The organism is Streptomyces canus (assembly GCF_001514145.1).
Lineage (GTDB): Bacteria > Actinomycetota > Actinomycetes > Streptomycetales > Streptomycetaceae > Streptomyces > Streptomyces canus.
In genome coordinates this window covers 32853-51413 of sequence record NZ_KQ948685.1, presented here as the reverse complement: position 1 = coordinate 51413, position 18561 = coordinate 32853, and the positions used below count along the sequence as shown (strand labels likewise).

Here is an 18561-nt window from a genome sequence, read left to right as displayed (position 1 = left end):
TGCCGTACTGGGAGGCCAGCCGGAATACGCCGGAAACGTGCCGTAGGCCGTCTGCGGTGGTGATCTGAAGCTCGCTGGCCCACCGGCGGATCACCCGTTCGTGGGTTCTTCCGATGATTCGCGGCGGGGTGGCTGGGGCTTCTTCCCTGGTCATGTGCTTGTGGTGTCTGTGATCGACTCGGCTGCGTGTGCTTCGTATGAGTGAGCGGCCGAGATCATGCGGCGCATGGCTTCGGTGGAACGTACCGCGTATCCGCGGTTCAAGCGCACGATCTCCTCTCGCGAGTTGCACGAGGCGTTCACCCCCGGCACGGCCGAGGTGGCGTGGGCGCGAGGCAAGGCGCGCTCGCCGGAGCATCTGCTGGCGCTGGTAGTGCTGCTGAAGAGCTACCAGAAGCTGGGCTACTTCCCGGATCTGGGCGAGGTGCCGGAGTTGGTGGTCGGGCATGTGCGCGGTCTGCTGGAGCAGGACGAGAGCGTGTCACCGCGGCACGACTCGGTGCGTACGGCTGCGCGGCAGCGGGACTTCATCCGTGAACGGATCGGCGTGGCCTACGACATGGAGAAGGCCCGCCAGGTCGCCGCGGCAGCGATTAGGGAGGCCGTGCAGACCAAGGACAACCCGGCCGACCTGATCAACGTGGCGCTGGAGAAGCTGGTCAAGGCGAGGATGGAGCTGCCCGGCTACAGCACGCTGGACGAGATGGCCTCGGCGATCAGGACCGAGGCGAACGAGGACTTCTTCGCAGCGATCGTGTCGCGGATGGACGAGGTCGACCGCGCCCGGTTGCTGGGACTGCTGCGGTTGCCTGCGGGCGGTCGCAGCAGGTTCGACGAGCTGAAGCGCCCGGCGAAGGCGCCGACGGTCTCCCACCTGCGCGAGCACCTTGCCCACCTGGACAGGCTGGAAGCGCTGGGGGCGACGGCGACATGGCTTCAGGGGGTTCCGCCGGGGAAGGTGGAGCACTTCGCCGGGCAGGCGAAGGTGCTGGACGCCGCCGAGATGTCCAAGGTCGGCATGGTGAAGCGGTGTGCGCTGCTGGCGAGTCTGTTGCACATGGCGAAGGTGCGGGCCCGGGACGAGCTGGTGACGATGCTGTGCAAGCGCATGGGGTCGATCACGAAGAAGGTGAAGGAGGGTCTGGAGAAGATCCGTGAGCGGCACCGGGCGGAGTCCGAGCGGCTGATCGCGGTGCTGGGTGAGGTGCTGGAGGCGGCCAAGGACGCGGTCGGCTTCGACGGGGAGTCGGTCACCGTCCCCACCAGTGCCCGCAAGCAGAACGCGGTGCACGCCGAGTGCGGCAAGGCGGTGCTGGAGCGGCTGGAAAAGGCCGGCGGGCTGGCCAAGCTCTCGGAGGACCACGAACTGGTCTCCGCCCACCACGGCGACAACTACGCGCCGCTGATGCGGCGGCACTTCCGCAGCCACCGTAAGGTTCTGCTCGACCTGACCCGAGACCTTGTCGATGGTCGCCACCTCCACCGACGACACGGTGCTCCAGGCGGTGGGGTTCTGCCAGGCCATGCGGCACCGCGGCAGCCAGTGGGTGCCGGTGACCCACACAGTCGCCCAGGAGGACGGCACCGAGAGGACGAAGACGGTCTCGGCCGACTTCGCCTCGCAGATGTGGCAGCGCATTCTGTTCGACAGGCACAAGCCGGGGAAGATCAACTGGCGGCACTTCGAGGTGTGCACGCTCTTCTACCTCACCCAGGAGCTGCGGACCGGAGACGTGGCGGTCATCGGCTCACAGTCGTACGCCAACCTGCACGACCAGCTGCTGTCCTGGCGGGCGTGCGAGCCGCTGGTTGCCGACTACTGCGAGCAGGCTGGGCTGCCCGCCACCGCCCCGGCGTTCACCGCGGCGCTGAAGCAGAAGCTCACCGCCACGGCCGCGAAGGTGGACGCCGGGTACCCGGACAACGCGGACCTGACCATCGACACCGCGTCGGGGAAAATCGTGCTCACCCCGCGCAAGGGCAAAGACCGCCGTAAGTCCGCGCAGGCCCTGGAGGCGGAGATCCTGCGCCGGCTGCCGGAGTGGAGCCTGCTGGACGTGCTCGCCCGCACGGCGTACTGGATCCGGTGGTGGCGGCACTTCGGCCCGGCCTCCGGAAGCGATCCGAAGATCCGCGACAAACTCGCCCGCTATGTCCTGACGGTCTTCTGCTACGGGACCAACGCGGGGCCCGCGCAGGTCGCGCGGCACATGCGGCAGAAGGTCTCGGTGCACGAGCTGTCACTGGCGGGCAACCAGCACATCACCGCGGAAAAGCTGAACGCCGCCTCGGCGGACGTGATCGACATGTTCATTCAGCTCGACCTGGCGCACGTGTGGGGCGATGTCGGCAAGGCCGGGATCGACGGCTCCCAGTACGACACCTGGGAGAACAACATGCTGGCCGAGTCCCACATCCGGTATGGGGGATTTGGTGGCATCTCGATGAGGCACGTGTCCGATACCTATATCGCGCTCTTCAGCCACTTCATCCCGTGTGGCGTGTGGGAGGCGGTGTATCTGTTCGAGGGCCTGTTGAAGAACCAGTCCGAGGTGACCGTGGACATCGTCCACGGGGACACGCAAGGTCAGTCGCTGCCTGTCTTCGGGCTCGCGCACATGCTCGGGGTGGAGCTGCTGCCGCGCATCCGCAACTGGAAGGACCTGACTTTCTACCGGCCCAGCGCCATGATGAAGTACCAGCACATCGACCCGCTGTTCGGCGACCCGCAGAAGGACGTCATCAACTGGCGGCTGATCGAGAACCACTGGCAGGACCTCATGCGCGTGGTGCTGTCGATCCGCGACGGGCGGTTGTCCTCGGCCGCGCTGCTGCGCAGGCTGGGCAACGAGTCCAGGCGCAACCGCATCTACCAGGTGTACCGCGAGCTCGGCCGGGTCATGAGGACGATCGTGCTCCTCAGGTTCTTGTCGGAACCGGAGCTGCGCGAGTCGATCCAGGCGATGACGAACAAGGTCGAGGCGTTCCACAAGTTCAGCAACTGGCTGATGTTCGCCTCCGACGTGCTCCAGGACAACGACCCGGACCACCAGGAGAAGACCATCAAGTTCAACGAGCTGCTGGCGAACTGCCTCATTTTTCATACCGCGGTGGACATTACGAAGGTGGCCAATGACCTCATCGACGAGGGGTGGGAGGTGGACCCGGTGGACCTGGCCACCGTCACCCCGTACATCACCAGCAAGACCCGCCGCTTCGGTACCTGGCACCTGGACATGGAGCCGCCCGAGAACGAAGCGGTAGGGCGGCTGCGGATGGCCGCGTGACGGTGTGGTCCGTGCCATGAACTGCGCCAGTGCAGCCGAAAGGGCACCCGAGCTCCAATGGCGCGCTCTGCAACCACTTTGTCGAAGACGGCCCGCAGCTTTGGCTCACTGTTGGGCAGCTGCTTGTCGAAGACCTTATTGCCGGCCGGGATGAGTCCGTGGCCATTGGTGAGCGGTCTTGCGGACGTCCATCCCGAGGAGGACGCTCATGTCGCCGATGTCGGCATCGTGCTCCCAACTGCTTCGGTGTGGTACTGGCCAGGGAGTTGGAGCCGGCCCTGGTGGCGAAACACCCGGCCGTGGATGCACTCGGTCTTGATCAGCATGATCGCGGTCGGGACGGCCATCGGGCCTTGGCGAAGTGCGCAGGCCGGTGATCACGCCTAACGTGGAAAGGGCGAATAGTGCAAGAGGCCCTAAACGGTGTTGTGTTGCGTGCACTGCCGAAGGGTACCGGCCTTCGCCTCCGAGGTCGGGATACTCGCGCGCTTCGGCCGCGCTCACGCCGACCCGTCCGACCGACGAAGCCTCGACGGCAGGGACGTTCCGATGGACATCGAAAACATGAAAGCCGCACAGCGCATCAATGCCGGCCAGGCGGTCCGCACCACAGGATCACGCACCGTCACCCCTGCTACTGCCGAGGCCGAGAAGTTTCATACCGGTCCGTTCTTCGGGGTTGCGCTGGAAACGGCGTTGCGTGCCAACGACCCCGTCAAAGTTCAAGTAAGTGGTCTTTTCACCCTTCGCAGCCTGGGCCCCGAGGTAGGTTCGGTCCCTAGGTTCGGCGCGGTTGGCATCAACAGTTCGGGACAGCTCGTCCGCGCTGCAAGTAAGGAATGCGTGAGCGCTCCGAACTGGATCGGCGACTGCGATGCTTCAGGCACGGTGACAATCCGCCCCCGCCGCGACACGCGCTTGAACGTGCTCGACTTCGGAGCAGTGGGAAACGGCAAAACCGACGAAAACGCCGACGACGCAGACGCGATCCAAAGCGCCCTGGACTGCGCGATGCGACTCGGCACTACCGACGGCAGTGTCGTCTACCTCCCGCCGGGAGAATACCGCATTAAGAAGCCTCTCGTTATCTCAAACGGTTGCATTCTGGAGGGGGCCGGCCTTGCCTATCATGACGAAACCAGTCGCATACTCGCAGATGTCAAATCCGGAAATTTCAACCTCTCTGTCTCGACTAAAATCGGTGAAGTCGGCGGGGGGACAGCGCGGGAGACCGTTTATTGCGCAATTGCCCTGGTGGGCTATGGGACCGGATTGGCCATGAGGCCCCCTCGCGGACGGGCGGACTATGCCGTGCTTCGTCAGCTCGCCCTCCATTCGATCCCCGCTCAAGGGACGCCTGCCGCCACCTTCCAGGCTCCGCAGATGGATGGCATACGGGTTATGGCGACCGGCGCATGCATTGAGAGAATGAGCGTTGTCAGTTTCAGGCGTAACGGAATAGAGATATCCTCAAGCGAGGTCGCACCGGTGGTTAACGCCAGCGGCGTGCAGATACGTGATTGCCGCCTTACCAGCAATGGCCAAAATGGGCTCGACATCGGCAGCCTGGGCAACGACAACGCCAGTACCATACTAGTTACGAACGTTGATGCCTCATCAAATGGACGTGATGGAATTTGCGACAATTCGCGCTTGGGCTGCACCTTCGTTTCGTGTCACACTGCAGCAAACAAACACCGAAACATCAGCTGTGAACGCCCGAGTAGTTCCTACTCCGTATACCTCGGCTGCTACGCCGAGATTGATGCACCAGCGGTATTCAAGGGGCCCATCGCTGTAGTCGGAGGGGACATGGACATCACCCCCGACTCAACGTACTGGGGCTACGGCCCCGTCCGTGGAGGACATGGACCCTCTGCTTTGAAAGTGCTAAATAACTTTTCCAAAGTGCAATATTATCGGGGCGTCATCGGTGGGATCGATATAGATAAGGGCGAGCAGACGACGCCGCCCCCGCCCAAACCAGGCCAACCAACCCCAAAGGCGCTAGGATACCTATTTGAAGCAAAAGTCGGCGGCCATACTCTCGGAGCTAGTTTGGCAAACCCGACCGGTATGCCTCGTGAATGGTTCACGGAGGTCCCAACGTTCGGGGGCCTGACACAAGATGGCGCAAAAGGTGACGGTGTGACATGGGAATGCTTGGGCCCATGCCCGCCTAGCCCCGTAACGTCCAACACCCTCGGAAGTAATGTGAATCCCGCGATCATTCAGGATATTCAGTCCATGATGGTGGACGGCAAGTTGCAACCCGTCGGCGGAGATTCACTCTTCCGTACCGAAGTCCGGACAGATCTCCCTTCTGACGCTCGCAGGGGCAGGATTGAAACGTCCCTTCTGAGTGGAACGCCTTTCCATATGTACTATCAAACCGCGTACGAAAACGGTCCGGTTCCCGGAGCGCTGATGCTTCCGGAAGCGTGGATTGGACAATTTGATCACGGTGAGCGGCGAATCGGTGTTGTTTATAGCGGAAATCCGTACACTACTACTGTGGGTAGCTGCAACTTCTACAGCCCGGGTGATCTGATTCTCAATGCTTACAATGATGCAACGCGCCAAGGCCCGATCGGGTGGGCGGTGGCGGCTGCGTGTGGACGGGGGTCAGAGGGGCATTGTAAACCCTGGGTTCCCGGGACGCACTACAGCATAGGGCAAACCGTCAAGCCGAGGCCCCCCACGCCCGCCAATGGCTTCTTGTATCGACTGAAGGCGTACAGGGAGGACGGATTGAACCCGCGCCCGTTGAACCCACACCTCAACGTCTCCGGTCAAAGTGAGCCGCGTTGGAGCCAAACTGTCGGTGATAAGACTGAGGATAAATGCCTAGAGTGGCAGACGCTCTATGACTTGGATGATCCCGCAAACAAAAAGTACCTTGAACCGATTCCACAGTGCGTGCCAGATCAGAAGGACTCGCACGCGTTGGACATTGACCATCTGAGGGCTGATTTCAACGCACTTCTTGCCAAGCTGAGAGCGGCGCACCTGTTGGGAGAGTAAGCGGAGGTGGACGGAGCTGATACCGGGGATGCCGCAATCATCGACTCCGCCATTGAGTGAGCTGAGCGTGGTGGACGTTGATGGCGCAGCGGGCCAGTGGCACTTCCGAGGCGGAGCGTGTTCCAGCATGATTCTTGTGTCGCCAACTATGCGAGCACACACACGTCGTGACGGTATGACACCGTGCAGGGAACGCATGAGCGGCGGTTCTGCTTACCGGACCTCCCGCACCTGTTGGCTCGTCAGGGTGGTGCCGCAGTAAATACCGGATTTACTGCGGCAGGGCCTCTACCGTGATCACCACGACCTGCGGCGGGGTGTTCCGGCCACCGGGGGTGAGGTGTACGCATTTACTGCGGCAGCGCTGAGTGGGGCGGGGCGGGCGTGACGATCGAACCAGTGACCAAACTCGGGGCCGGGGGCGTACTTCGGTTGCCGCGCGCCCGGGTGGTGCAGCTGTCCGCCCCGCCGGCGTCGTACACCGCGGCGGTCGAGCGGTATCTCACCGGCGCGGGCATCGCGAAGTCCTCCGCGCGGATCTACCGGATCTCGCTGACGACGTGGGGGTGGATGCTCACCGGCGAACCCGCGCCGACCGGACCCGCCCGCCGGGGCGCGAAGCCGCCCGTCTTCCCCGTCGCGGCGATCGACGACCCGGCGCTGCCGGAGGTGCTGGCCGAACTGGCGGCGGCGCGGGCGGACGAGATGGACGCCGACACCGTCAACCGCGAGCTGTCCATCGCGCGCAAGGCGATCGGCTGGTGGCACCGCCAGGGCTGGATCGAAGGCGATCCCACAATCGGCATCGAGCGGCGGCCGGCGCCGCCGGACCGCACCAAGGCCCTAAGGGCTGTCCCGTAAATGATCTTTCGCAGGTTGAGTGACCTGCTGGATTCCGTGTCACCCGGCAAGGACGAGGTTGTGCAGGCGGGCAATGCCGAGCATGGCGTGGTGAACTCCGTTGCCTCTCAGGCGGCAGTCGCGGAGGATCTTCCAGGTCTTCATGCGGGCGAAGACGTGCTCGACGCGGGCGCGGACCTTGCGGTGGGAGGTGTTGTGTTCCTCCTTCCAGGCCGGGAGTTCGGCCTGACCTCGTTCGCGGCGGTGTGGGATGACCAGGCCGGTGCCTCGGTAGCCGCCATCTGCGATCACTGTTGTGTCGCCGACGGCATCCTTGGCTCCGGACAGTTCCCACGCCTTGCAGTCGTTGCGGTTGCCCGGCAGTGGCCGGCCAACGGCGACGACGAGCCGGGTGTCGGCGTCGATGACGACCTGGTGGTTGGTGGAGTAGCGGTAGTTCTTCGACTGCTCCGCCACCTGGTGGTCGCGGGTGGGGACCAGGGTGCCGTCCACAATCAGCACGGTGTCCTTGCGGAACCGTTGGCGCTGCTGGAGCGCGAGCGACGGCCCGAGGTGGTCGATGATGCGGTCGGCTGCCGACTTGGACACCCCGAACAGTGGAGCCAGTTGGCGCAGCGTCAGATTCGTCCGCCAGTAGGCAGCGACCAGGAGCACACGGTCCTCCAGAGACAGGCTCCACGGCCGGCCCTTGCGCACCGGATCCGCACCCTCACGCCGCAGAGCGGTGATCAGCTTGCTGAACTGACGAGGGCTCATCCCGGAGAACGGGGTTATCCAGGACGGCTCCGACGCCGTGATCACACCAGCCACACCAAGATCATCTCATCGGTGGTCTACGGGCCGGAGAAGGCTTTCACTTGCGCCCAGTGCCCAAGAGTGCGTCGCTCTCCGAGCGGATCCAGCACTGCTCGGCCAACATCTCAGCCGCGTCACCGCGGACGAGAAAGGTCGCCCATGGCTCGGTGCCTTGCCTGCCGAGGCGTTCGATGCGCGCGGCCTCGCGGGACTGAAGGGCGTCCAGCGCCTCGATCACAGCTACAGGCTGTTCCCCGTAAGCAGTACAGAGCGCATGAAGGCGGGCCTGCAGGGTGCTGGAGCCAGTGACCGACGCCCGTCGCTGCTGCTCCATGGGCCGCAGCGGGACGGCGTACCAGGCGAGCTGGGCCAAGTCGTCAATGGCGTGGCCGGGTGCCGCGAAGTCCCAATCGATGAAGCCGATGAGCTGGCCACCGTCCCAGATCGAGTTCCATGGCCCGAGGTCTCCGTGTCGGATCACCATGCCTGGCTGCCACTCTTCTTCCTGGCCCTGCCAGTGGGCATCGACCGGCGGCCGGAAGGTCCGGACGGCATCGTGGTATCCCCGCAGCCAGCGGCCCAGCTCACCAACTCCGTGTGAGGAGCGCAAAGCTTCTGGCCAGGGCGTGAATGCGGGCTCGCCATAGAGCATCGACAGCACCTCGTCGGTGCCGTCGGTGCCCAACGCGCGGGGAGCCCTGCTAAATCCCACCGCCTCCAGGTGGCTCAGCAGGGCGTGTACGGCAGGTGTCCACGCGCCTGTCGGCCTACGGATCGTCGCGCCGATCCGTCGCACTGTCGTGACACTGCCGCGGTCAGTGGAACCGTCCTCAATCACTCGGCCAGCGTAGTCCGGCTACCTCAGTAGGCGCCTTGAATATCAGCGCGCCAGACCCGCGTCCCACGTCCGGCTGACAACATATACGGTCATGCCGCCAGTTACGGGACAGCCCTTACGACCTCGTGCACGGTTGGCCGTGGCACGTCGAGGTGTGTGGCGTTGTCGGTGTTCACGCTCGAAGGCCGTGGTCGAGGGTGGCGGTCTGCTGGTGTGAGAGCAGTGCGGCGATGGCTTGGACGATGTCACTCATGTGTTCGCGGCGGCCAAGGTGCCGGGCGAGAGCCCGCCAGTTCTTGAGGTGTGCGATGCCGTGCTCGACGCGGATGCGTCGTGAGGTGTGTGCCTTGCGCTGCTGCTCGTGCCTTTCCTCGTACCAGGCTGGAGCGTTCTTCTTGAACTTGCGATGTGGTGGTGTCAGCACGCGTCCGCCGGTCTGCGCGCCCATACCCTGGTAGCCGGCGTCCGCGAGGACCTCGAGGAACGGGCCGTCGGCCAGGAGCTGGGCCAGTCCCAGCTGCCGGGCCTGGGTGATGTCGGCACAACTGCCGGGCCGGACCGGGCTGCAGAACAGTACGCGCCCCTCGGCGTCCGTGAGGACCATGGACTTCACGGCGTTCTGTTTGGTCTTGCCGGAGACGAATTTGTCCCGGTCCTTTCGGCCTGCGGCCGGGCGTCGCACGCGGACCTCCGTGCCGTCGATGATGCCGGTCCCGCCGGCGCTCAGGTACTCGATGACCTCGGCGAGAGTGCGCAGCCGGATGCCCCGGGCGACGGTGCAGCCCCGTTGCGCCAGCAGGGGCCGCACCTCGCCGATGGCGCGGGTGATGGTGGAGCGGTCCACGCCGAACCAGCAGGCCAGCACGTCGTGCGTGGTGCCGTGGCGCAGACTCACCAGCGTGGCCAACAGCCGATCGATGAAGACGAACTTGTGCTTCGCCCCGGCTCCTACCGCCCGCTGCCGTGGCCGAGAGGTAAGCCGGGCCTGATGCAGCTCGTGCCACAACGGCCCTACCTCAGCGACGAGTTCAGCGATCACCGTCGGCGACAGCCCGGTGATCCGGTACTCCGCCACGATCAACTCACGCGCCCCAGCCCCCACCATGCCCTGTTCAACGAGCTACCTGAACGCTGAGCCACGGCCAATCGTGCACGAGGTCGTTAGGGCCTGCCGAGAATTAAGTTGCGGGTTTCTGGCCTTGATGTCGCAGGTCAACGCTTTGCTCGCCCACATGTTGTTCTCCGGCAGGCCCTTAGCGGAGAATCAGATAGCTGCCCTGTGGCGCCTGGACTTCTCACTGCGTGAGAAGACCTTCTGGAAGATGCTCTACGAGTCCGCCGCACGGGCCGACGAGGTCCTGTGCCTGAACGTGGAAGACCTGTACCCGCAGGACAAGCGCGGCAAGATCACCGCGAAGGGCGGCGCGACCGAGTGGATCCACTGGCAGTCCGGCACCGCCCAGCTCCTGCCCCGCCTCATCGCCCGCCGCACCCGCGGCCCGCTGTTCCTCACCGACCGCAAGGCCCCAGCCGGAACCGCGACGCTGGACGTGTGCGAGGAGACCAGCCGGGCCCGGCTCTTCTACCGCCGGGGGGAGGAGATCTTCGAGGAGTCCACCCGGCTGCTGGCGAACCCGCTTGCCCGGCCCGAGGACGTCGAGGACCTGGCGGGATGAACACTGCACCGGCTCAGGCACAGTGCGTTGACGCACGACGCGGAGACCGGCACGTCCACGCCGATGCTGCTGGCCCGCTCCCGCCACGCCTCCGTACGGTCCCTGGAACGCTACGCTCGCCCCGGCGTCGACGCGGTCGCCCGGCACGTCGCTGAGCGCGACCCCGCCGCCCGCCGTCGGGGTTGATCCCTACGGCACGTTTCTGGCGTATTCCGGCTGCCCTCCTACTGGAGAGGTGCCGACCAGGTCCCGTCCCGGGGAACAGCCATCTGTTCGGGTGGTTGGCACTCCAGCCCGGAGGCGGTGAGGTCGGCCAGGAGCCGAGCCAGCGGTTCGGGAAGACGGACCGCCTCCGCGAGCATGCAGACAACCGCTCAGCCGCCGTCGTTCCACTCTTCCCTCTCAGCCAAGCGCGAGCTACCTGGGTAGTGATAGCGAAGCTGGAGCAGCGGCTTCGCCGAGGGCAAGGACGTCGTCGAAAGACTAGCCTCGCTTGGCCCCAATGACAAATAAGGCCGAACCATCCCTCAATAAAGAGTCGGCTGACCAAAAGGCTCTCGACGGTCAGGAACTTTCCCAGCGGACCCTCGGAACGGGAGGTCATGAATATCACGCAGCGAGGAAGCTACCTGCGCGCCCGCGACTTCTTCCAGACACTTCAAGGCGACCAAAAGGAGGCCCTTATGTTCCGTGGTGAACAGGTGGGAGAAGGAATCTGACTTCCACGCACTATCCCCCAACAAGGCATCGAAGCAGGCGAGCTCGGCGGTCTGCAGCAATCCGCTCGCCACTTGAGGATTCTCCCTCAGACGCTCAACAAAATTGAGATAATAGTCAACATAGGGAGGAGTTGAAGCAATCGCGTCCCTCAGAGAGGGAACGTCCAGCCTGATCGGCTCCGCCCCAGCATCAACATAGGCTTTATGGGTTCGATCTTGGATAAACCGGATGAGCGCGTCGGCCTTTTCCAGCATCGGCAATACATAGGTGTCATCGGGGTCACCTACCGTCAGCGCACTCGCAAGGCGACTCCGAAGAGAACTGATGGGAAAGGAATCCAAGCGCCCAGCATCCTGGATACCTGCCAGCAGGATCGCCATCAGAGAATGCCCAGAAAGTATTCCGGCAGCGGGCTCAGGAAGGACCCCTTGCTTTCCAACGGCAACGCCGAACGCCTGCACTGCGGCAAGCAGATTGGGTGAACCGGCGAGCAATGCGTCTCCGCGCAGGAATCTAGCCAGCCCGGCAGGGATATCCGGAAGTCCCTTGAGTTGGCCAGTGGTCCTGGACTCTGCGTCCAAGCAAGCTGGTCCATCCAGATGCGCAAATCTCGCCGGCATCCAGGCGTGAGCCTTCTCGCGGCGTGCCACTGTCGCTTCGTCTATAACTGTTACGTCCAGCTTGCGTGCCAAACTTTGACCACGCGGACTTACGATCTGACGAACAAGCGTTACTCGATCCAGTTTCAGTAGTTGCTTGAATCCAACGAGCCAAAGAATGGTATCCGGCTCGCCGCTCTGCCCTTTTCCGCTCTTACATTCGAGGCTGGACCGTGAAAGCCGCAAGCGTGAATCGACATCCAAGGAAAGGATATCGATGTCAGTGAGTACTGCGCGACCAGCATCTGCTTCCTCTGCTGGCACAGGAATGCGCAAGCGCGTGTGAGCCCCCTCGGCGAACTCCAGTCTCGCTACCCGCCGCTCAAGCTCGCCTCCCACAGTCTCGGAGGGCGCTGTCCCAGGAGCGGTTCGCCCCCGCGCAGGACGTCCAGGCCTGCGGCGGGCCTCGTTCCCCCCGCCAGTCGACCTGGACGATGCGCTCTTCGGAGACTCTTCAGAAGTCACCCTCGACCACCAAACATGCGCTTAACCGGCACCTCGCGGAGGGCCGCGATGAGCCTTGCCTGTTCTACCTCATCTATGCCCGTGGTCAAAGCCAAACGCGCACGCTCTTTTTCGACGTGTACATATGCCCGCTGAGCCCGCAACGCTGCGATATCAGAGCTCTCCGTTCCCGTCCCTTCGCGAGCATCGAGCATCTTCAGCGCATCGTGAGCAACTTCAGGCTGCAACAACTGAAGGCTATACCTTCCCGCACCATACCCGTCAACGACCCGCACCACGCCAGCCTTTTCCAGCATCGGGTAATCGGTCCCGATGGGGGACGCGTTGCCAGCGACTCCTCGATTGATCAGAGACCGCAGGAACTGCTCTGGGGCGTTGAGCTTGTATTCGGCATACGTGGCCGCATACATCATCGAGCCGACCAACTGACGGACATGCCCAGAAACGTCCGCGATGTTTCCACCAAAGGGATCTCGCCCGAGGTGGGGCGTGAAAAGAAACCCTCTTTCCACGCCGCCGTCCGACGTCTGGACCACCGACCGCTGCACCAAGTTCTGCGATACTGCGAAATCGACCCACTTACGTTCAGTCGAGGTGACGTGCTCTTCAGGCATTCCAGGGCTTTCCGCAAGCTCCTGCAGGAGCGCCGTCACCTCTGGAGTCGCTCTAGCATCAGCGGCTCGAAGAGCAGCCTCCGCGATCGAATCACCCTGAACCCAAATGTTCGGGTTATAGAGAACTTCCCGACCATCCGCAGCCCCGACACGCCGGACCAAACCAGTATGCGTCAGGTGTCGCAAAGCGGATTCCACGCACTCATCGTCGCCCTCAACACCATCCGCGTCCGCAGCTGCCTGAAGCGCATCATCGATCAGAAGCGGCTGCAGGGCAGTGGCCCGCAGCAGAGCCAGCGCTGCGCTCTCCACGGGAGTCACCATGATGGCCCGAAGCAGCGCTGGCGCGGCCAGTATGAGATCACCACGAGTTGGGATTCGTTCCGTGATAGAGACCAACTTCTGGGTGTCATCACGCTCGATGGATATCCAATCAAGACCTTCCATCGTCGCAAGCACAGCCTTGAGGTTGCGTGCCCCAACACCGACGTCGAGTCCAATCGCCTGAACCCGGCGGGCACTACTGGTCGTGCTGCCCTCCAGACGGAACGCCATATCCAACGTCCAGCCCGCGAATTCGAGCTGCTCAAGGGCAGCCCGCTCTGGACTCATCTGGTAGGCGGAGAGATGCCGTGAAAGGCCCAGGCACAGCTCGGCATCGGTCATAAAGGTCAAAGCTTCACCAACCCGACAAACTCACCCTGCTGGCCCGACGCAGCAGTCACTCTCACCCTACGTTGACACACTGTCCGTCACACCCCGATTTGGGCATCTGGAGCCCCTGAACTCGTGAGGCCGCATGTCTCATGAGACACGCGGCAGTCTGGAGAACAAGGGGGGCGGCAGGGTCAGGTGCGCTCGGGGACGGCGCAGCCGTCGGGGCCGCAGACCGGGGCGTCGCCGGCGGCGGGGGTGAGCGGGTGGGTGTCGGTCCAGGCCGTGCGCAGCAGGTCGAGCAGGGTGTCGCTGTCCTGTGCGCCGGGGACGCCGTAGCGGCCGTCGATGACGATGAACGGGGCGCCGCGCGCGCCCAGGCGCTGGGCCTGGCGGGCATCGTCCTGCACCTGCTGCCGGTAGCGGCGCCGTTCGAGAACCTGGCGGGTCTGCTCGCGCTCCAGGCCGAGTTCGTCCGCGAGCTTCAGCAGGTCCTCCAGGGAGAAGACGGGCTGGGCCTTGCCGAAGTAGGCGCGGAAGATCGTGTCCCATGCCTCGCGGTTCCTGCCCTGGGCGGAGGCGTGGGCGAGGAATTCGTGGGCCAGGTCGGTGTTGCCGACCTGGTTGTCCAGCACCCGGTACGGGCTCAGGCTCTCGCTGTGCGCCAGCGCCTCGATCTGCTGGGCCGCCGCCTCGGCGCCGTGCTTGCGCAGAAGAAAGTCACGGACGGAGAAGGTGCTTCCCTCGGGGACGCCGCCGAGCGGGAAGGAGTGGTGGACCACCTCCACCTCGTCGGCATGCTCGAACCGTGCCAGGGCTCGCTCCACACGGTGGCTGCCCAGACCGCACCACGGGCAGGTCACCTCGGACCAAATATCTACCTTCACCATGGAGCTCCAATTCCTACGACTTGTGCGTAACGCCATGATGGACCAGTATGGAAGCCGTTACAAAAGGCACACCCGTGTGCGTGCCGGAGAGGAATGTGCGTCATGGGGACGACCAGCGGGGCCGGCATCGTGGGAGCTGCGGCGATCGGGCCGTGCGCGGCCATTCCCGCAGACCAGATGGCATTTATCCGGCAGATCCTGGACCGCGTCGGCGACAAATGGAGCCTGCTGCTGATCGCCGTCCTTGAGTCCGGCCCGCTGCGCTACACCGACCTGCAACGCCAGGTCCCCGGCATCTCCCAGCGCATGCTCAGCCTCACCCTGCGCCAGCTCCAGCAGGACGGCCTGATCACCCGCACCGCCTACGCCGAAGTACCCCCGCGCGTCGAGTACACCCTCACCCCGCTGGGCCGCAGCCTGCACGGGATCGTCACGACCCTGATCGGCTGGGCCGCCGACCATCACGACGAAATCCGCGCCAACCGCGACCGCGCCGCAACCCTCGGATCCTGACGGGCACGGCACCCGGGAGCGGGGCATGTTTCATAGGTGGTCGCTCATGAAACACCCAGCCGGGCGGTCGGCCACCTGCGGCGATCATGTTTCATGAGTTGTTGCAAACGACTGGACATCTGAAACACCCTCATGAAACGGTCCGGGGTCGTGAGCAACGACTTCAAGCGCGCGGAATCGCACGACTGCCCGATGTCCACCTGTGCCGCCCCCGCGGGCTCCCCGTGCCGGACCGGCAAGAACAAGGTGGCCATCCAGTACCACACCGCCCGCTTCCGCCTCGCGCCCCAACTCGCCAAGGCCCTGAGCGTGCCGACTCCCGCCATACGCAAGCCGGGGTCGGTCTGGACGGAGCTGCCCCGGCCGGTGAGCGCCGGCGCCGAACCAGTCGGGCACGTCCGCCTCGGATACGCCCGCACCTCGACCGCCCGGCAGTCCCTCGACGCACAACTCGACTCCCTCACCGAGGCCGGAGTGACGCGCGTCTTCTCGGAGAAGATCTCCACCCGCGCCACCCTGCGCCCCGAACTGGAGGCCGCTGTGAAGCTCGCCGGGGAGATCCGCTCCTCCGGCGTCGCCGTCACCCTCGTCGTCCACGAACACAAACGACTCGGTCGCGGCATCGAACTCGCCATGCTCGCCGAGGAACTGAAGGCGAGCGACGTCGGTCTGGAGTTCCTCACCGGGGAACTCAAGGGCTCGCACGATCCCTCCGGGATCGTGTTCACGGTGCTCGCGGCGATGTCGGGCATGGAGCGCGAGTACATCCGCGACCGCACCCTCGAAGGCCACGAGTCCGCCCGCAAGCGAGGCAAGACCATCGGCGGCGCGGGCGTCACCGACGAGTCCATGCTCTCCATGGCCCTTCACCTGCGCGACCAGGAGATGAGCCTGCGCGACATCGCCAAACGGCTCGTCATCACCACGGGCGTGAAGAAGGGCCAGCACCCCTCGCCCGCCACCGTCATGCGGATGCTGCGCGAACACGACGAACAGGCCGCCACGACGGCAGCCACGTGATCACCGGCTAGTTTGCGGCTGGTGTCTGAGCTAGGACTCCAGGGCCTATTGGGGGTCCGGGGCCCCTATCGCCCATGTGGGACGGACTGGTGGCCTCTGCCGTGCTGTTCCCGCTTCCTGGGTAAGGCCACTCGGCCTGCGGCGTGGAACCGACCGGGAGCTGAGACGCCAGTGACCGGCTCGAACGCTCAGTAGGCTTGCCCCTCATGACCGTCGTCGACAGCCGCGTCAGGATCGTCACCCTGCTCGCCCAACAGCAGCCCGAAGCAGTGGTGGGGATGCCGGAGTCCGAGTGGGTGGACTTCAAGGGAGTGGGGCCCAAGGGACCGTACGACCTCAGCCTCGAATCAAAGAAGTACGAGCTGGCCAAGGACGTCGCGGCGTTCGCCAACGCGGCCGGCGGTCTGCTCGTGTGCGGCTTCAAAGCGACGCGGCGGCCGACAGACCTACACGAGGCCGTGGTGGAGCCGGTCCCCTTCGCGAAGAGACTGGTCAACACCGAACGGTACAAGGCGGTCATCGCCGACCTCGTACGCCCGTCCATCGATATCGAGTTCTCCTGGTACGACGATCCCGGTGACCCTGACCTCGGCTATCTGGTGATCGAAGTGCAGGCGCTCCCGGAGAGCGCTCGCTGGGCGCTGGTCACCAAGACCCTGAACGAGAACGGGAAGCTCGTCACAGGCGGCGTCACGATCCCCAAGCGGCACGGCGACGACACGCGCTACCTGCCCCCGGACACCGTGTACCAGCTGGTGAACAGCGGGCTGCGAGGCGGGCCCGCGATGGAGCTCGGTCTCGCGGTCGCGGGTGGCTCCGCGGTGAACGTGGCGGTCGCCGATTCCGTGATCGAGACCCTCGTAGAGAGGCGGCGTCGTGCACTGCTGGCGTCGCTCCCTCAGGCCGAGCAGCGACCGCGTCGGCAACGGGAAGGTGTGGCCCTTTCCGACAAGCAACAGCAGGCCGTCGACGGGCTGCTGCGGCTCCGGGAGGTGGCCGCCAGTTCCCTGTCTCACACCCTGTCGCGCGAGCTCCGTACGCCGCAGGAGTACCGGGAGGAGGTGGACGCCTACCTGGAGAAGTGCCGGGCCGGACTGGCACCGATGCTGGAGCAGGCAGCGGCGCTGCGGCGGGATCCGCTGGTCCTGCGGCTGGAGAACCGGTCCGATGCCATGCTCCGCCAGGTGCAGTTGATCGCGACGCTGGATCCGGGATACCGGGCCATCGTGCGGATCCCCGACGTTCTCCCGGACTTGAGCGAAATTCCCTGGCCGGAGCCTCCGGCGCCGTTCGGGAGCAAGACGCTCGCCGCAAGGATGGGAGTCTCGGCGGGCATCCCCTCCATTGGGCTGCCCGCGGCGAGGCGAGGTCCTTCGGTCTCGCGGTTGCCCGAGTACACATCGTCGGAAGAGGGCCTCGTGATCACGTACCCTCCCGTGGACCTGCGCGCTCACGCGAACGTGCTGCTGCCCCCGGTCGTGGTGTACGGCTGTCCCTCCACCGACGGAGCCGCCGCTCTTCGCTGGACCGCGACCTGCACGAACCTCGACGGCCGGCACGAGGAGGCGTTCCGGATGCCCGTGGATCAGCTCGGTGTGACCCTTCCGCCTGACGCGGAGCACCCCGAACTCGCTGTCACCTGACCGACCGGTGCTCCCGCCAGGCGCGGCACAGCGCGGTGAACTCTTCCTGGCGTTCGGCAAGGAGGTCCTGGGGCCGCTGCAGGTGGCAGTCCAGGATGTGCACGCCGTCCTGGAAGGGTTCGAAGCCGATCCGCTCCCATACGCGGCTCAGTTTGGCGGCGGCTTCGCGATGCTGTTCCTCGGTGAGCTCGCGGCCGTCGGCCGATCCGGGCTCGCACGCCACCGCGACACAGTCCTGCGAGAGGCGCCGGATCGCGGCGCCTGCCAAGACCGGGCCCAGGCCCAGGCCGCGCCACGAGGGTTCCAGGATGACCCGGTCCATGATGAGCAGGTCACCGACCGGGTGTGCGAGTGCGGCCTCGAAGGCCGGCTCCCATCGGCCGTCAGCGACGTCCAGGACCACCTCGCCGATGCGGGAGACATCGCCGGTGTAGGAGTCCATCGCCTCCCATGGATGGTCCGGGCCGAACATCCGTACCCGCACGAACGACATGCGGCCCACCGTGACGTCCTGGACCGCGTCCAGCGATTCCTGGTCCATGTCGCTGTAGGCGGCCAGGTCCTCTGCCAGGACGTCCGCGTCGATCCGGGCGGACACCGTCCACACCTCCAGCGTGTTCTCGAACTCGTACGCCTGGACGGGGTGTTCGTGGTGGTAAGCGAGGCTGATCAGCGATGGATCGGCAGGCAGCTGGGCAATCTGGGGCGCCAAGAGGGTCACCGTGCCAGCGTAGTTCTGTCCGGCCGGCGCATGCCGGGGAACAGTGCGTTCTCACCCGTCGGCGAGGCCTACCATGCAGGACTCGACGTTGAAGCACGGCCTCGGACCCGTGCGCACATGCGTCTCACCTCTTGACGCAGGTCACGAATCGGACAGACGGTAGGTCTCGCGTCTTGCTCCA

16 protein-coding genes and 1 pseudogene are annotated in these 18561 nt (G+C 64.9%); 9 read left to right on the top strand and 8 right to left on the bottom strand.

All coding sequences use genetic code 11. The features are described 5' to 3' along the window. Positions 1 to 226: 226 nt before the first annotated feature. On the top strand, positions 227 to 1996 hold the full coding sequence (locus AQJ46_RS58085; protein ID WP_159064223.1) for a DUF4158 domain-containing protein: 1770 nt from the start codon (positions 227 to 229) through the stop codon (positions 1994 to 1996). Next, positions 1902 to 3287, top strand: a complete 1386-nt coding sequence (locus tag AQJ46_RS48440) for a transposase (RefSeq protein WP_225887641.1) — start codon at positions 1902 to 1904, stop codon at positions 3285 to 3287. The genes AQJ46_RS58085 and AQJ46_RS48440 overlap by 95 nt, the downstream gene beginning before the upstream one ends. 65 nt (positions 3288 to 3352) lie before the next feature. Here the strand turns inward: AQJ46_RS48440 and AQJ46_RS54995 are convergent. Beyond that, positions 3353 to 3497: pseudogene (locus tag AQJ46_RS54995) on the bottom strand (IS110 family transposase); the annotation flags it as partial. A gap of 339 nt (positions 3498 to 3836) precedes the next feature. On the opposite strand from AQJ46_RS54995, the gene AQJ46_RS53525 reads away from it, so the two are divergent. Then, positions 3837 to 6311, top strand: coding sequence for a right-handed parallel beta-helix repeat-containing protein (locus tag AQJ46_RS53525; protein WP_079072804.1), 2475 nt, complete (start codon positions 3837 to 3839; stop codon positions 6309 to 6311). Positions 6312 to 6695: 384 nt separating this feature from the next. Next, positions 6696 to 7172: a hypothetical protein gene (locus AQJ46_RS58080; protein ID WP_225887636.1), complete on the top strand. Its 477-nt coding sequence runs from the start codon at positions 6696 to 6698 to the stop codon at positions 7170 to 7172. Between the two features lie 39 nt (positions 7173 to 7211). Here AQJ46_RS58080 and AQJ46_RS48425 read toward each other — a convergent pair whose 3' ends face one another. The 3 genes from AQJ46_RS48425 to AQJ46_RS48415 form a co-directional block, all read right to left on the bottom strand. Next, positions 7212 to 7982, bottom strand: a complete 771-nt coding sequence (locus AQJ46_RS48425; RefSeq protein WP_059211745.1) for an IS5/IS1182 family transposase — start codon at positions 7980 to 7982, stop codon at positions 7212 to 7214. A gap of 43 nt (positions 7983 to 8025) precedes the next feature. Continuing rightward, positions 8026 to 8805: a phosphotransferase gene (locus tag AQJ46_RS48420; protein ID WP_059211744.1), complete on the bottom strand. Its 780-nt coding sequence runs from the start codon at positions 8803 to 8805 to the stop codon at positions 8026 to 8028. 172 nt (positions 8806 to 8977) lie between these two features. Continuing rightward, positions 8978 to 9910 (bottom strand): transposase family protein, encoded by a 933-nt coding sequence (locus tag AQJ46_RS48415; RefSeq protein ID WP_059211743.1) that lies wholly within the window; start codon positions 9908 to 9910, stop codon positions 8978 to 8980. A gap of 97 nt (positions 9911 to 10007) precedes the next feature. Here AQJ46_RS48415 and AQJ46_RS55910 point away from each other — a divergent pair, with 97 nt between their 5' ends. Together AQJ46_RS55910 and AQJ46_RS55905 are read left to right on the top strand one after the other, a co-directional pair. Further along, positions 10008 to 10481, top strand: coding sequence for a site-specific integrase (locus AQJ46_RS55910; RefSeq protein WP_059211742.1), 474 nt, complete (start codon positions 10008 to 10010; stop codon positions 10479 to 10481). 27 nt (positions 10482 to 10508) lie between these two features. Then, positions 10509 to 10667, top strand: a complete 159-nt coding sequence (locus tag AQJ46_RS55905; RefSeq protein WP_225887635.1) for a PmrA — start codon at positions 10509 to 10511, stop codon at positions 10665 to 10667. A 341-nt stretch (positions 10668 to 11008) separates the two neighbouring features. Here the strand turns inward: AQJ46_RS55905 and AQJ46_RS55900 are convergent, their stop codons facing one another. The 3 genes from AQJ46_RS55900 to AQJ46_RS48395 all read right to left on the bottom strand — a co-directional run bounded on the left by AQJ46_RS55900 (position 11009) and on the right by AQJ46_RS48395 (position 14483). Continuing rightward, positions 11009 to 12136, bottom strand: a complete 1128-nt coding sequence (locus tag AQJ46_RS55900) for a hypothetical protein (RefSeq protein ID WP_159064222.1) — start codon at positions 12134 to 12136, stop codon at positions 11009 to 11011. 185 nt (positions 12137 to 12321) lie between these two features. Next, entirely contained in the window at positions 12322 to 13605 is a 1284-nt protein-coding gene (locus AQJ46_RS58075; protein WP_059211741.1) for a hypothetical protein, read from the bottom strand. Between the two features lie 182 nt (positions 13606 to 13787). Then, positions 13788 to 14483, bottom strand: coding sequence for a DsbA family oxidoreductase (locus tag AQJ46_RS48395; RefSeq protein WP_225887634.1), 696 nt, complete (start codon positions 14481 to 14483; stop codon positions 13788 to 13790). 102 nt (positions 14484 to 14585) lie between these two features. On the opposite strand from AQJ46_RS48395, the gene AQJ46_RS48390 reads away from it, so the two are divergent. The 3 genes from AQJ46_RS48390 to AQJ46_RS48380 all read left to right on the top strand — a co-directional run bounded on the left by AQJ46_RS48390 (position 14586) and on the right by AQJ46_RS48380 (position 17659). Continuing rightward, entirely contained in the window at positions 14586 to 14996 is a 411-nt protein-coding gene (locus AQJ46_RS48390; protein ID WP_107117495.1) for a winged helix-turn-helix transcriptional regulator, read from the top strand. A 150-nt stretch (positions 14997 to 15146) separates the two neighbouring features. Continuing rightward, a complete protein-coding gene (locus AQJ46_RS48385) occupies positions 15147 to 16016 on the top strand; it encodes a recombinase family protein (protein ID WP_208617117.1) in 870 nt (289 codons plus the stop codon). A 206-nt stretch (positions 16017 to 16222) separates the two neighbouring features. Beyond that, on the top strand, positions 16223 to 17659 hold the full coding sequence (locus tag AQJ46_RS48380) for an AlbA family DNA-binding domain-containing protein (RefSeq protein WP_059211739.1): 1437 nt from the start codon (positions 16223 to 16225) through the stop codon (positions 17657 to 17659). Here AQJ46_RS48380 and AQJ46_RS58070 read toward each other — a convergent pair. Further along, on the bottom strand, positions 17652 to 18380 hold the full coding sequence (locus AQJ46_RS58070) for a hypothetical protein (RefSeq protein ID WP_225887633.1): 729 nt from the start codon (positions 18378 to 18380) through the stop codon (positions 17652 to 17654). The two genes, AQJ46_RS48380 and AQJ46_RS58070, sit on opposite strands and share 8 nt — an antisense overlap. Between the last annotated feature and the right edge of the window lie 181 nt (positions 18381 to 18561).